The sequence below is a fragment of the Roseospira visakhapatnamensis genome (assembly GCF_014197915.1).
Classification (GTDB): domain Bacteria; phylum Pseudomonadota; class Alphaproteobacteria; order Rhodospirillales; family Rhodospirillaceae; genus Rhodospira; species Rhodospira visakhapatnamensis.
Window position 1 is genome coordinate 17,082 of record NZ_JACIGK010000035.1, and the last position, 13,454, is coordinate 30,535.

The 13,454-nt window shown below is 66.3% G+C and carries 11 protein-coding genes and 2 pseudogenes; 9 read left to right on the forward strand and 4 right to left on the reverse strand.

Annotated elements, in window-relative coordinates; translation table 11 throughout:
• Positions 1-82 precede the first annotated feature (82 nt).
• Positions 83-961 (reverse strand): helix-turn-helix domain-containing protein, encoded by an 879-nt coding sequence (locus GGD89_RS17265; protein WP_184047945.1) that lies wholly within the window; start codon positions 959-961, stop codon positions 83-85.
• A gap of 427 nt (positions 962-1,388) precedes the next feature.
• On the opposite strand from GGD89_RS17265, the pseudogene GGD89_RS20700 reads away from it, so the two are divergent.
• The 5 genes and pseudogenes from GGD89_RS20700 to GGD89_RS17285 all read left to right on the forward strand — a co-directional run.
• Positions 1,389-1,583: pseudogene (locus GGD89_RS20700) on the forward strand (transcriptional regulator domain-containing protein); the annotation flags it as partial.
• 22 nt (positions 1,584-1,605) lie between these two features.
• Entirely contained in the window at positions 1,606-2,217 is a 612-nt protein-coding gene (locus GGD89_RS20585; protein ID WP_184047948.1) for a DNA -binding domain-containing protein, read from the forward strand.
• A gap of 98 nt (positions 2,218-2,315) precedes the next feature.
• Positions 2,316-3,269, forward strand: coding sequence for an ArdC family protein (locus tag GGD89_RS17275; RefSeq protein ID WP_184047951.1), 954 nt, complete (start codon positions 2,316-2,318; stop codon positions 3,267-3,269).
• Complete coding sequence (locus GGD89_RS17280; protein WP_184047954.1) at positions 3,269-3,766, forward strand: thermonuclease family protein; 498 nt, start codon at positions 3,269-3,271, stop codon at positions 3,764-3,766. The genes GGD89_RS17275 and GGD89_RS17280 overlap by 1 nt, the downstream gene beginning before the upstream one ends.
• On the forward strand, positions 3,763-4,038 hold the full coding sequence (locus tag GGD89_RS17285; RefSeq protein ID WP_184047957.1) for a hypothetical protein: 276 nt from the start codon (positions 3,763-3,765) through the stop codon (positions 4,036-4,038). The genes GGD89_RS17280 and GGD89_RS17285 overlap by 4 nt, the downstream gene beginning before the upstream one ends.
• Positions 4,039-4,160: 122 nt before the next feature.
• Here GGD89_RS17285 and GGD89_RS20780 read toward each other — a convergent pair.
• Positions 4,161-4,580 (reverse strand): annotated as a pseudogene (locus tag GGD89_RS20780) (Pycsar system effector family protein); the annotation flags it as partial.
• Positions 4,581-4,703: 123 nt separating this feature from the next.
• Between GGD89_RS20780 and tnpC the strand changes: the two are divergent.
• The 4 genes from tnpC (at position 4,704) to GGD89_RS17305 (ending at position 10,951) form a co-directional block, all read left to right on the forward strand.
• Positions 4,704-6,053: an IS66 family transposase gene (gene tnpC / locus GGD89_RS17290; protein ID WP_221238536.1), complete on the forward strand. Its 1,350-nt coding sequence runs from the start codon at positions 4,704-4,706 to the stop codon at positions 6,051-6,053.
• Positions 6,054-6,529: 476 nt separating this feature from the next.
• A complete protein-coding gene (locus tag GGD89_RS17295; protein ID WP_184047960.1) occupies positions 6,530-8,686 on the forward strand; it encodes a ParB/RepB/Spo0J family partition protein in 2,157 nt (718 codons plus the stop codon).
• A gap of 71 nt (positions 8,687-8,757) precedes the next feature.
• Entirely contained in the window at positions 8,758-9,759 is a 1,002-nt protein-coding gene (locus GGD89_RS17300) for a DUF7146 domain-containing protein (protein WP_184047963.1), read from the forward strand.
• Positions 9,760-10,009: 250 nt separating this feature from the next.
• Positions 10,010-10,951, forward strand: a complete 942-nt coding sequence (locus tag GGD89_RS17305; protein ID WP_184047966.1) for a DUF2493 domain-containing protein — start codon at positions 10,010-10,012, stop codon at positions 10,949-10,951.
• Between the two features lie 540 nt (positions 10,952-11,491).
• Here the strand turns inward: GGD89_RS17305 and GGD89_RS17310 are convergent.
• Both GGD89_RS17310 and GGD89_RS17315 read right to left on the reverse strand, forming a co-directional pair.
• Positions 11,492-12,496 carry a TIR domain-containing protein gene (locus tag GGD89_RS17310; protein ID WP_184047969.1) on the reverse strand — a complete coding sequence of 335 codons (1,005 nt, stop codon included), beginning with the start codon at positions 12,494-12,496 and terminating at the stop codon, positions 11,492-11,494.
• Between the two features lie 7 nt (positions 12,497-12,503).
• Complete coding sequence (locus GGD89_RS17315) at positions 12,504-13,232, reverse strand: helix-turn-helix domain-containing protein (protein ID WP_184047972.1); 729 nt, start codon at positions 13,230-13,232, stop codon at positions 12,504-12,506.
• Between the last annotated feature and the right edge of the window lie 222 nt (positions 13,233-13,454).

Genomic DNA, 13,454 nt, shown 5'->3' on the forward strand with positions numbered 1-13,454 from the left:
TTCTCACGCAACCACGCTGATTTTGCCGACCTTTCGTCAATGCTCGGTTGGGCAGATGGCACCATTTGAAGCCATCCCGCAGTCACACCCTGTCCCGCCGGAACTGCGACGGCGTCATCCCGGTCACGTTGCGGAACACTTTGGTGAAATGCCCGTGGCTGGAGAAGCCCACGTCCAGGGCGACGCTAACGATGGTCCGGCGGTCGTTGAGCAGGAGTTCTTTTGCCTTCTCGACCCGCCGTTCATGGAGATACTGGTACGGGCTGCGGCCGAACGAGGCATGGAACGCCTTGCCGAAATGCGACCGCCCGAGGCCGACGGTCCTGGCCATCTCCGAAAGCGGGACAGTGCGGTCGAGGTTGGCGTCGATGAACGCCGTGATCCGTCTCTGTCGCGACGCCCCGAGGCCGCCGGAGAAGTGCGGCGTGCTGCTATCATCGATGCCGTGCTTCTCGAACAACCGCAGGGCGAACGCAACGCCGATCTGGTCGGCGGACTTGGCCGCTCGGTCGGCGTCTTGGCTCAAAGACTCGGCAAGCAAGCTCGCCGTTTCGGCCATTACCGAGTCCTCGACGACGGGGCAAGGTTCGAGGCGTTGCGCCCGGCCTTTGACCATCGACGCCGTCGTTGCTTCCACGAAACCCGGCGTCAACGCCACGATGAGGGCCGCATCGCACCCATCCCATTCGATCCGCACCGGGCGATCCGCCGGGATCAGATGGAAGGCGGTTCCGGACAGCGACACCGTCTGGTTCTCCGGTGCATCCAGGGTTCGCCAACGAGCCGTCACCGGCCCGGCCGGCCGCACGAGCACCGTCTGCAGGAACTTCGTCCAGTGCCCGGGACAGGGCGGGAACCGGCAGCGGCAGACGATGAGGCCGTTGCCGGTCGCCCGTTCGGTCAGGGTGTCGCACAGGACCAACGTGTCCGCCTGGAAATCGATCGTCAGGATGTCCGTCATGGCAAGCGCTCCATGATCGGTGCGGTCGATGCTCCCCCAAGTGCACTCGAGCCACGCGCAGGCGTAAAAGGCGCGGCAAGGCTACGATCATGGTTCAGAATCTTCTTGTCTTAATTGTGTCAAGGGCTGACGAATTTTGAACTGATATATGGCGACGCCTGGAACATTTTTATTTTATGTCAATTCACATCGCTTTTGATGAAACAGATATATTTTGCGCTGTTCCCCCATTGTTTCCGCTCACATCGCACCATGCTCCGGCATTTTGTGGAAGCCGCTCTTGCCAGGGTTGTCGATAGTCATCGACAGGGCCGCATCAGGTAGAACGGCCGGAACTCCGAACATCCTCTGATCCCGTCCACATCCGGTGCGACATCGTCGGCCGGTTGCACCGTTTCGCGCCGTGATCCTTGAGGAGGGCCGTTCCATGATCGAGAGGCGCCGTTTTCCTCCACCGCCTTTTCCGCCGCCCGACTGGCGGAACGCCGCGACCTATCGCCCCCTGCTGGCGCTCGACCGAACCGCCTGGGCCTGGCAGTGGCTGAAACGCAACCCGGACTTCCTCGTGTCGGTGCGGCGGACCCGGCCGTACGCGAGCACACCCATTGCCAGGACGCCCGCGCCTCGGGTCGTGATCTCGCCCCGTGCCGAGATGGACCACCAATGGGGCGTCCTGTTTCGCCGACGAAACGACGGATCTGGTGTTCTGGTCGAGCGAGATGGTGCCGAGCGTCCTGACCGTCGAGGCCCGGGTCGGGGATGCCACGGCCGCAGAGGCTTTCGACCTTGGCCGGCTTCCGCTGCCGGTCATGCTGCTGCGGCAACCCGGCGGTGTGCGGCATCTGTTGATCCGGGACGGGATGCGCCGCCTGCAGATCGAGATGCTGGCCGATGGGGCGGCCCGGCATCCCGTGCGGCATCCGGTCCGCCTTCTGGTTCCGCTATGGCCAGCGCCAGAGGACAAACCACGCCTGCTGGCCTTGCGGCGGTTCCTCCATGTCCGAAGTGCGCAGACGCTTCCCGACCGCCTGTACCCGCCGGAACGGCGTGCCGGTCGTTGGCTGGACATGTTGCGTGCCCAGGACGCTCGCCGGGCCGGGGCGTCCCACCGTCAGATTGCCGCCGCCATCTTCGGCGCGGACCGGGCGGCGCAGGACTGGGCCGGGCGGTCGGACTATCTGCGCCTGCGGGTTCAGAGACTGGTTCGCGGCGCCGATCACATGGCGGCTCGGGGGTATCGCGACCTCCTTCGGTAAGCGGGAACCTGCTGGAGGCGGAGGGTCGGTGGGGGATCCGCGACGGGTTTGGATGGCGGAGGGAGTGGCCTTCCGCCGGCCCGTCGGGGAGACACGCCATGTCCCGCGCACCCGCTCGGCGGTCCAACGGCGATCGCGCGAACCTGTATTCCGAGATCACCGACCGCATCATCGCCGAACTTGAGGCCGGGCGCCTGCCCTGGGTCCAACCCTGGGGCACGGATCGGGCCCGCACGGCGGTCGGCCTGCCGCGCAACGCCGGCTCCGGTCGGCCGTACTCCGGGATCAATGTGCTGATCCTGTGGGGGGCGGTCATCGAGCGCGGCTATTCCGGCCAGGGCTGGCTGACCTTCCGGCAGGCCAAGGCCTTGGGTGGCTCCGTCCGCAAAGGCGAGCGCGGCACGACCGTCGTCTACGCCGACCGCTTCGTGCCCGAGGACGAACGCCGCCGCGCTCTGGAGAAGGGTGAAGCCCCCCAGGCCATCCCGTTCCTGAAGCGCTTCACGGTGTTCAACACCGACCAGTGCTCCGACCTGCCCGAGGACGTCGCCACCACGGCGCCGCCGGTCCCCGAGGGCCTGATCCTGCCGCGCGCGGAAGCCCTGATCGCGGGCACCCGGGTGGACTTCCGCATCGGCGGCAACCGCGCCTTCTACAACCCCATGTACGACTTCGTGCAGGTGCCTCCTCCGCAGGCGTTCTACGAAACGTTGAATTGGCATCGCACGGCGCTGCATGAACTGGGGCATGCGAGCGGCCACAGGACACGTCTCGACCGCGACCTCTCCGGCTCATTCGGCTCCCGCAAGTATGCCTTCGAGGAACTGGTGGCCGAGATCACCGCTGCCTTCACCTGCGCGGCGCTGTCGATAATCCCGACCGTCCGCCACGCCGATTATATCGCATCCTGGGCCGACGTCTTGCGCGAAGACAACCGTGCCATCATCCGCGCCGCCAGCCAGGCCAGCAAGGCCGCCGACTGGCTGATGGGCTGCCTGCCCGAGCATGTCGTGATCCCCGCCACTACCCTCGATAACGAGGAGGTCGCGTGATGAAAGCCACCGGTACGCCCCTCTTTCTGTTCTGCATCGCCATGGCGGTCATCGCCTTCTGGCCGCTGTCGAAGCCCCTGCCCATCGGTCCTGCCACCGTCCTGTCCGGCGACAGGCTGGTGATCCATGACGTCACGTTCCGGCTCGTGGACATCCGCGCGCCGGCCCCGGATCGCATCTGCCGGGACAGCCACGGTAACCCCTGGCCCTGTGGCGCCGACGCGATCGCCACCCTGCGCGAGGCCATCGGCGACTTCCTCGTGTCCTGCGCAGTCCAGGGACCCGAGCAGGGCGGCGTCACCCCCGCCCGCTGCATTGTTCGCGGCGAGGACCTGGGTCGCACGATGCTGTTGGAGGGACTGGCGGTCGCCATTGGCCAACTGTCCACCGAATACCTGGGCGCCGAACGCACCGCCCGGTTCCTGCAAAAGGGGCTGTGGGACGACCCCGACCACACCGACGCCACCGCGTTGGCCAGGGGGAGGGACGGGTCATGACGGCGCTCAACCATCCACGTATCGATTACGGCCTGATCGACCAGGCCCGTGACAACGAGGGCGGCCACCTCAGCATCGGCCGGGGTGGGTTTTCGCTGTGTTTCGGCGACGGCGCCAGCCTGTCGGGATACGATCCCGAGCCCATGAAGGCCGCCTGCATCGGCACCGGCCTGCCGGTCATCGACAGCCGCCCTGTGCCCTTCGAGGTCATCGTTCGGCTGGTCCGCGTCCCCGCCACCGTGGCCGAGCCGGCTGTGTTGCCGTGGTTGTGAATGCTTCGATGGATCTGGGTGCTTCGACGTGGCCGGCAGGCACCGACCTTGCTCCGAACGCGCTGTACGATGGATTCGGGAGCGGGGCATTTGGATTGACGCCAATCAAGAAAATAGGCCAAAAATATAGGCAGAAACTGGATAACTGTCAACCAAGTCGCAAAAGTCAATAGCGTAAATTTTTGCCTAGCTTTTATCGATCTAAAGTGGACCGACCTAACTATTTTCTCGAGTATTTCTTTTTTTTCGCCTACACAAAATTCTTTTACGAACTTCTCCGGATCCCTGCATGCAATGCTAGCAAAATGAACCATCTTTTCAGGCTCAACGTCAGTTGGACGAAATATTTTCGATAACGGAGGAAATATTTTCGATAGCGGAGGGAGGGTTGTCGATAGTGATTGCGGGTGAAGCGCCAAAACAGATAGCAAAAAACCCAAACCAGAAAATACTACAGGCCAAATAAGAAAGAAATCGCTCTCAAATTCAGATCTTAGTATTGTTCCATCATCTGCGTACGCAGCAAATAAAAAAATGGTAATTGCTCAGGGGGCTGGCTCGGGGGCCGCAGGAACGGGATGGTGATGAGCGCCTGGGTATAGGGACTGGCGTTGACTAGCCATCAAGATCTTGATTCTTGGCCCGAAGTATGAGTCAACATATCCATGACTCGGCCCGATTTGTCCCAGATGACCCCGGAAGAGAAGGACGCCTTGATCCTGGCGCTGCTGAAGCGCATTGAGGAGCTGGAGGCGCGTCTGGGCGGTGGGCCGCCGAAGACCCCGGACAACTCCAGCGTTCCGCCGTCGCGTGGGCAGAAGCGCAACCGGCCGCCGCGTCAGAAAAAGCCGCGCAAGAAGCGGGACGGGCCCGGCACGACGCGGCAACTGGCGGAAACCCCGGACCGGATGGTGGACTGCCATGCCGAGACCTGCGCCCACTGCGGCACGGCGCTGCCGGCGGCGGCGCAGAGCGTTCGCCACACCTACGATCACATTGACCTGCCACCGATGCGCCCCATCGTGACAAGGGTGCGTCTGTTCGGCTGCCGATGCCCCCAATGCCGGCGCCGGGCGCGCGGCGCGCCGCCCGAGGCGATGCCGCCCGGCTCGCCGTTCGGCGACACGATCCTGACCATGCTGGCGTATCTCCATCATCACCACGCCATCGCCTACGAGCGGCTGGCCCGGCTGATGGGCGAGCTGTTCGGCCTGTCGATCAGCGAGGGCAGCGTTGCCAACGCCTTGAAGCGTCTGGGTGAGCGCCTGGAGCCAGCCACCGAGGCCATCCGCGAGGCCATCCGCGCCGCCGACGTGGTCGGCTGCGACGAGACCGGGGCGCGCCTGACCTCCGACGAGGCCGGCACCCGCATGGCCTGGGAGTGGGTCGCCGTCACCAAAACCGCCGTCTACCACCACATCGCGCCGTCGCGCGCCGCCGCCGAGGTGCGCGAGATCATGGGCGGACACCGGCCCCGGTGCTGGGTCTCCGACCGCTGGAGCGCCCAACAGGGCCACGCCGAGACCCAGCAGGTCTGCCTCGCCCATGTTCTGCGCGACGTGCAGTACGCCATCGACGCCGGCGAGCCCGCCTTCGCCCCGGCCCTGCGCCGCCTGCTGCGCTGGGCCATCGCCATCGGCCGCCGGCGCGACGGCCTGAAGGACGCGACGCTACGCAGCTACCACGCCAAGGCCGAGCGGCGGCTCGACCAGGCGCTGACCATCCCCGTGACCACCGAGGCCGGCGCGAAGCTCCTCGCCCAGACCAAACGATGGCGAGGCCAGCTCTTCACCTTCTTGCAGGATCGCGACGTCCCGCCCACCAATAACGAGTCCGAGCGGGCGCTGCGGCCCAGCGTCACCTTCCGCAAGGTGACCAACGGGTTCCGCTCCGCCTGGGGCGCCCTGACCCACGCCAGAACCCGATCCGTCATCGGCACCGGCCGCCTCAACGACATCCCGGCCCATCAGGCCATCTCAAGGGCGCTCGGTGGTCAGCCTGTGGTCCCCGCCTGACCAACCCCGTGAGCAATTACAAAAAATGTTCGTGGCGCCAATTATGTAGGCCCTCTGCTCTCCCAATGAAATAAGATCTTCAACGTGTTCCAGAAGGGAAAGCGCTGCCGCAATTCGGTCCATCTTCGGACTCCAACTCGCTGAAGATACATTCTAATCAAGAACTCTATCATTCAACTCGCAATCCGTGAACCGGAAAGTGGACCAAATGTGCCGCCACTCAAGACGCGTCCAGATGCAATCCGGCTGCTACTCCACATAATGTGAGCGACCGTGGTTGCACTGGCCGCTAATACCTGGGCGCGGCACGCACCGCCCGGTTCCTGCAAAAGGGCCTGTGGGACGATCCGGATCACACCGACGCGGCCGAGATTTCGGGCGGTGCGGTCCGCCGGAGGTGAAGGGCCGTGGGGGTTTTCGTGACCGGCTCATCAGGCTGGAGGGGGTCTCCGGCCGGCTGGTCACGGAGAACCGACATGACGAGCGCATCCCGCAAGAGCGCGTCCCGCAAGGTGACCCTGAACGGCACGCGCGACATCCCCTTCGACAAGTTGATCCTGTCCCAGGCCAACGTCCGCCGGGTCAAGGACAGCGTCTCCATCGAGGATCTGGCCGACGACATCGCCCGGCGGGGTCTGCTGCAAAGCCTGACCGTCCGCCCGATCCGCCAGGAGGACGGCACCGAGACCGGCACCTTCGAGGTGCCGGTCGGCGGCCGGCGCTATCGTGCCCTCGAACGGCTGGTCACGCAGAAGCGCATGACCAAGACCGCGCCCGTGCCCTGCATCGTCCATGACGACGGCCTGGCCGAGGAGGACTCGCTGGCCGAGAACGTCCAGCGCGTCGCCCTGCATCCCCTGGATCAGTTCCGCGCCTTCCAGGTCATGCGCGAGGCCGGGCTGAGCGAGGAGGACATCGCGGCCCGCTTCTTCATCACCCCCACCGTGGTCCGACAACGGCTTCGGCTGGCGTCCGTCTCGCCGCGCCTGCTGGACCTCTATGCCGAGGGCACTTTGGTCCTGGAACAGCTCATGGCGTTCGCGGTCACCCCCGATCATGATCGCCAGGAGCAAGTCTGGGAGGCTCTGTCCCAGGGCAGCCATCGCCCACCCCATGTCATCCGCCGCATGCTGACCGAGACCGCCGTGCGGGCCGGTGATCGGCGCGCCCGGTTCGTCGGCATCGAGGCCTATGAGGCCGCAGGCGGTCTGGTCCTGCGCGACCTGTTCACCGAGGACAACGGCGGCTGGTTGCAGGACGTCGGCCTGCTGGAGCGTCTGGTGGCGGAGCGTCTCACCACCATCGCCGAGGAGGTGCGCGCCGAGGGCTGGCGCTGGGTCGAGGCGGCGGTCGACTTTCCCTACGGCCACACCAACGGCCTGCGCCGTCTGCCGCGCGAGACCGCCCCTTTGACCGAGGCGGAACAGGCCGAGCGCGACGCCTTGGTCGCGGAGATGGACGCCCTGTTGGCGGGGTATCCGGAACCCAACGAACTGCCCGAGGACGTCGACGCGCGCGTGGGCGAGATCGAAGCGGCCCTGAAGGCGCTCGAGAACCGTCCGGCCACGTTCGAGCCCGACGAGGTGGCTCGCGCCGGCGTCTTCGTCTCCATCGATCTGGACGGCGAGGCGCGCATCGAACGCGGCTTCGTCCGTCCGGAGGACGAACCGCCCGCGCCGGCGCCCGAGGCGGAGCCCGATGGGCAGGCCCCGGCGACACCGGACGGCACCGAGGGTGCCCCGCTGCCCACCGGGGCCATGCCCGAGGCCAACGCGCCAGACGCCACCCAGTTGGCCGATCCTGACCCGGACCCGGTGGACGAACCGCTGCGTCCGCTGCCGGACCGGCTGGTCACCGAACTGACCGCGCACCGCACGCTGGCACTCCGCGATGCGCTGGCCTCCCACCCTGAGACCGCCTTCCTGGCCGTGCTGCACGCCCTGTGCCTGTCAACCTTCCACCGTCACGCGGCGGCATCCTGCCTGGACATCACCGGCCGATCGGGGCCGCTGGGGGCCCAGGCACCGGGCCTGAAGGACAGCGTGTCGGCACAATCCCTGGACGCCCGCCAGGATGCCTGGATCGACCGCCTGCCCGCCGATCCGCGCGATGTGTGGGGGGCGTTGCAGGCCCTCTCGACGGACGAGCGCATGGACCTGCTGGCCCATTGCGCCTCGCGCACCGTCAACGCGGTGGTCGAGCCCTGGAACCGTGTTCCCGGTCGCACGGACCACGCCGACGCGCTGGCCCGGGCGGTTGGGTTGGACATGGTCGCCGCCGGCTGGCGCCCGACCGTCGAGACCTACCTCGGCCGGGTGCCCAAGGCGCGCATTCTGGCCGCCGTCCGCGAGGCGGTGGGCGACAAAGCCGCCGACCGTCTCGTTTCGCTGCGCAAGGGCGAGATGGCGACCGAGGCCGAGGCGCTGCTGGCCGAAACCGGCTGGCTGCCGGAGCCCTTGCGGACGCCGGAGGTGGATGAGTCGGCCATCCCTGAAACGCCGGACACGGTGTCCGAGGAGCCGGAGGCGGGTGCCGCCGATGCCGATATCGGCGCTCTCGAAACGCCTCTGGAGGAGTTCGACACGGGTTCCGTCCCCGAGGACATCGACGACGCGACCCGCGCCGCCGAATAGCCCGCTTCCCTCACGCGGCCCGGTTCCGGTGTTCCCGGGGCCGGGCCGTTCCTCTGCCGGAGGGCTCCGCCATGTCCCTTCCCGAGATCGTGTCCCGCCTGGCCGCCGAGGCCGAGGCGGTCTGCCGCACCTACCTTCCTGCTGGCCGGCGCCAGGGGGCTTATTGGCAGGTTGGTGATATTCTCGGCACACCCGGCCGCAGCCTCTATGTTCGCCTCACTGGTCCCCGCGCCGGGAAGTGGACCGACGCACAATCCGGCGATCACGGCGATCTGCTGGACCTCATCGCCGCCAACCGGGGCCTGGATCTGCGCGCGGCGCTTGACGAGGCCACCGCTTTTCTGCGTCTGCCGCGCGACACAGCGTCGTCCGCGCGCCAGCCCGTTCCCGCCAATTCCACCGCCGCCGCGCAACGTCTGTTCGCGGCGTCCCGGCCCATCGCCGGCACCCTGGCCGCGCGCTATCTGGCCGGACGCGGCATCGTTCTGACCCATCCCGAGCCCGCGCTCCGCTTCCATCCGCGCGCCTTCTGCCGGCCCGATCCGGGCATGTCGCGTGACCGCTGGCCGGCCCTGATCGCCGCCGTCACCGCCGCCGACGGCACGCTGACGGGCGTGCATCGCACCTTCCTCGAACCCGCCACTAGCGGCAAGGCGCCCTTGATCCGGCCGCGCCGCGCCCTCGGATTGCTGCTCGGCAACGGCGTCCGGTTCGGTGCCGCCGGTCCCGTCCTGGTCGTCGGCGAGGGTCTGGAAACCGTCCTCTCCTTGCGCTCCGTGCTGCCCGATCTGCCCGCCGTGGCGGCGCTATCGGCGGCCCACCTCGGCGCGTTCGAACCACCGCCCGGCCTGCGCCGCCTGTACGTGGCCTACGATGCTGACGCCGCCGGCCTGCGCGCGTTGGAGCGTCTGACAGATCGCCTCGAACCCCGCACCATCACCGTCCGTCCACTGCCGCCGCTCGGCGCGGATGCCAACGCCGACCTGCTGTCCCTCGGCCCGCGCCGGTTCCGCGCGCGCGTTCTCGGCTACCTGGATCCGGCCGACGTGCCCCTGGCCCTCGGCAGGGCGTGAGCCTTAACGGGGCGCCGGGTCGGCGGGGACCGGCGGTCGCGCGTTGCCTGCTCTCCCGCGTGGGACCGCGCCGGCGGCCTTTCCATGCGGGGGATCTGCCGGAGGCCGGCCGGCGCCGCAAGGCGCGCTTCGCGCGTCCTCCTCCACGTTGTTCCGGCCCGTTCGGGTGCGGCGCCGTCCTCGGGGCCTCCGGCGGGCGATCCCCGCAAAGGCCGCGATGGGCGCGGCCCCCAGCCAGCGGGAGAGCCCCATGGTCCGCGACGTCCTGCCCCCCACCGACGATCCGCAGCCCGCCGTCTCCGCCACCGCCCACCTGCTCGAGGAACTGCAGCTCTACGGCGTCCGCCCGTTCCAGGACGAGCCCGATCCGCGTCCCATGCCCGACGCGGAGACCGCCGAAAGCGCCGTCGCCGTCTGCCTGGACACCCTCGCCGACCTGTTCACCGGCACCCGCCTGGAGGACGACCTGGGCGATCTGCTGTGGTCCGTCGTCAACGCCTTTCACCGCCGCGTCGGCGCACTCGACCGGGCGCTCGACACCAACGAACAGGCCCAGCGGCGTTCCCAGACCGAGCAGGATGGCAGCGAGGTGCGGTCGGTCGAACTCGAGCGCCTGACCGCCGAAGGCATCGGCCTGATCGAACGCCGCAACGCCTTCGAGGCGTTTCGCGACACCGCCGCCGAGGCCTTCGAGGCCATCACCGGCGGCGCCTGGCGGCCGCGCGCCGGATCGCTCACCAACCGCCGGGCGCTGACCGCCGCCGTCATCGACAGCCGGGATTTCCTGGCCGCGCGCCAGCGCGCCGAGACTCAGGTGATGCTGCCGCCTGGCCCCCGCGTCGCCTTCGCCGGTGGCCCGGCCTGCACCGATCACCGCCGGATCTGGGCCGTGCTCGACAAGGTGCGCGACCGCCATCCCGACATGGTGCTGCTGCACGGCGGGGCGCCAAAAGGCGCCGAGCGCATCGCCGCCTGCTGGGCCGACAAGCGCGGCGTGCCGCAGGTCGTCTTTCGTCCCGACTGGACCCGCCACGGCAAAGCCGCCCCGTTCCGCCGAAACGAGCAGCTGCTCGACGCGCTGCCGATCGGTGTTATCGTTTTCCCGGGCTCCGGCATCACCGACAACCTCGCCGACACGGCCCGCCGCATGGGTATCCCGGTGTGGAAAATCGACCCCGAGCGTGGCGCGTGACGGACGCCAAAGGTGACGAAGAGGACCGCAGGCCTCATTGCCCTTATGACCGGCTGGGGGCAGCTTGCGGCTTGGCTGATTTCCGCCGATCCGACCGCGAAAGCGGACACACGCGGCAGCGCAGCACGATGACAGAAGGTGATCGCCTTCGGTCTTGTGCGTTGCGTAGGCTCAAAAAACAGACCCGACTTTCGAGCCGAAACTATGCAATTTCCGGCATAGCTCAAAGCCGATGGGGCGATGGCGGACCGTCTCCAGTACCGGTGGTCGCGGTCCGATCGCCGTCACAAACGAATATGGCAATGACGATGCTCTTGTTTTCTTGACAGACAAACGCAATGTCTGATCGTTGATCCGGCTCAGGTCGGAACCTGCCACCACGTCTGCGAAACTGGCACGGTAATTGCTCAGGGGGTTGGCCACGTCAGGGCCGACGCCGGGCCAAGGTGGTTTTCCAGTGAAGACCCGCGCCACTCAGCCTTCACCGGATTTCTGTTTGAGATCAGAAGGTTAGGCTATTCCGCCGAACTCCACCTCTTGTCAGCAGCATGACACGGAAATCTGCCGTACGCAGGTTTGTTCCCGTTCTGATCTCAAGTCCGGCCAACCCACTGAGCAATTACCTGGCACGTTCGCGGCATGCAACTCAGTGACGAGCTTGCGCTGCCAGCCCTCGGCATCGTCGTAGGGCACGTAGACGATGCCGTCATAATCGGACGGGCGATCAACTCCAGGCGGGACCAGCACGCAGACGCGCTCCACGCCGAGTTGGCCGATGAAGAAGCCCATTTCGAAGATGACATTTTGACGAGCGCGGAGCGCGGGCGTCGGAGCACTCGAGCCAAGCGGCAGCAACTCAGGGCGGAGATGGCCGACATCATCCGGCGTCATCAGCACAACGGCGAATGCCGCGCCTTCGCCTTCCTCTCGAAACTTGGTGAGGATCGAGCGGCCTTTGTTGGGACGTTCGGACAGGATTATAACGTCGAGGCCCACGCGCTTTTCGAGAAAACGCGCGATCGTGTGCTTGGCGGCTTCGTCACGACCATGGACGAGGAAGACTTTGGCGGACTTGACCTCGACCGGCGGCGGGGCGGCAAGCTCGGGCTCTGCCGGTGCCGCGACCATTTCAGGAGCGGCGGGAATAAGGCCATGTTCGCGCAGGATGGCCAGCAGGTCGCCATCCTTCACCGCCCAGTGCGTACGGCTGAACTCGAAATCAGCGAGTTGCAGGTCCCATTTGTGCCCGGCGATCTGCGCAGGATCGAGTGGAGGCAGAGCCTCGTCGAACTCAAAGATCACGCGAAACTCAGCGCCACGCTGCTGGATGCGTTTGATCGTCCCGATTCGCGGCGTGCCCTCGGCGTGCTGCTCATACATGAACAGCGTCGGCAGCTTGGCCAACTGCTCCAGAACGTCGGCAGTGAGTGCCTTGAACACTTCGCGGATCGTATTGTCGGTATGTTCCAGGATACGCGAGCGATCCCAGACATAGGCGCCTTCTTCCCAGGCGTCGTCCCCGGCGGTGACCATGACGTTGTACATTGCGTTCCTATCCGTCCCCTGGCTCCTGCTTTTCCGCGCCGAACATTCCCGACCAGTCCGCGTCGCTTTTTGGAAGCGGCGGATAGAGCACGGCCGTGCCCTGGACAGTTTCGTATTTGCCAAGACGACGCAGCACATGCGCACGCGCGATGTCATCGTCGCTCCGTCCAACAGCCAGCGCCACGCACTGCTTTTCCCACTGCCCGTAGACGATGCTCGGACCGTTTCCGAATTCGTCGTCGACTTCATAGGCAGTAATGTCGAAGGGTGCGCCGCCGACACGAAACCCCAGCGCGTCTAGCGCGTTGAGTTGATCACGCGCCTCCAGTTCGCGCGTGACGCGCGCGATTGGTGCTAGCGGCGTCTCGACCGTGATGAGCGCATACGCGAAGTCGTGAAAGGCCTCGATCGCGCGGGCGTCTTCGAGATTGTCGAGTTCGCAGAAATCGAAGTAGATGCGCTGGCAGTCAAGCAACAAGGCGACGAGCGCGCGGCCGCTCGTAACGGCGACGAGCGGTAGATAGGGCTCGGACGACACAGCATCTTCAGCCGTTAGCGTATGCGCAGCGAGGCCGAAGGCAGCGGCGATCGACGCGAGACTGGCTGCCGAAAGCGGTTTGCCGCTCTCGGCGCGTTGAATAGTCGCGATGCCGACGCCTGAGCGTTCAGCGAGGTCCTCTTGGGTGAGGCCGTGGTCGCGGCGTAGCGATTTGATCTTGTCGGCCGTGGTCGTCATGGTTGTCATCATAGCGTGCCTCCTCATTTGTGGAGACTCTTGCAGATGGACCGGACATCACGCCACGTCTTGCGCGCATCACATAGCCCTCATCGCCACCTTCGGAAATGATGTGTTGGCAATTGACGGAGAGGCTTATCCCTTTGAGTCCGGGACCACATCATGTGGTGACAGGTGGTCCGGAATCGCGTAGAACGAAGAGTGAACAACCGCCGTTTCCGG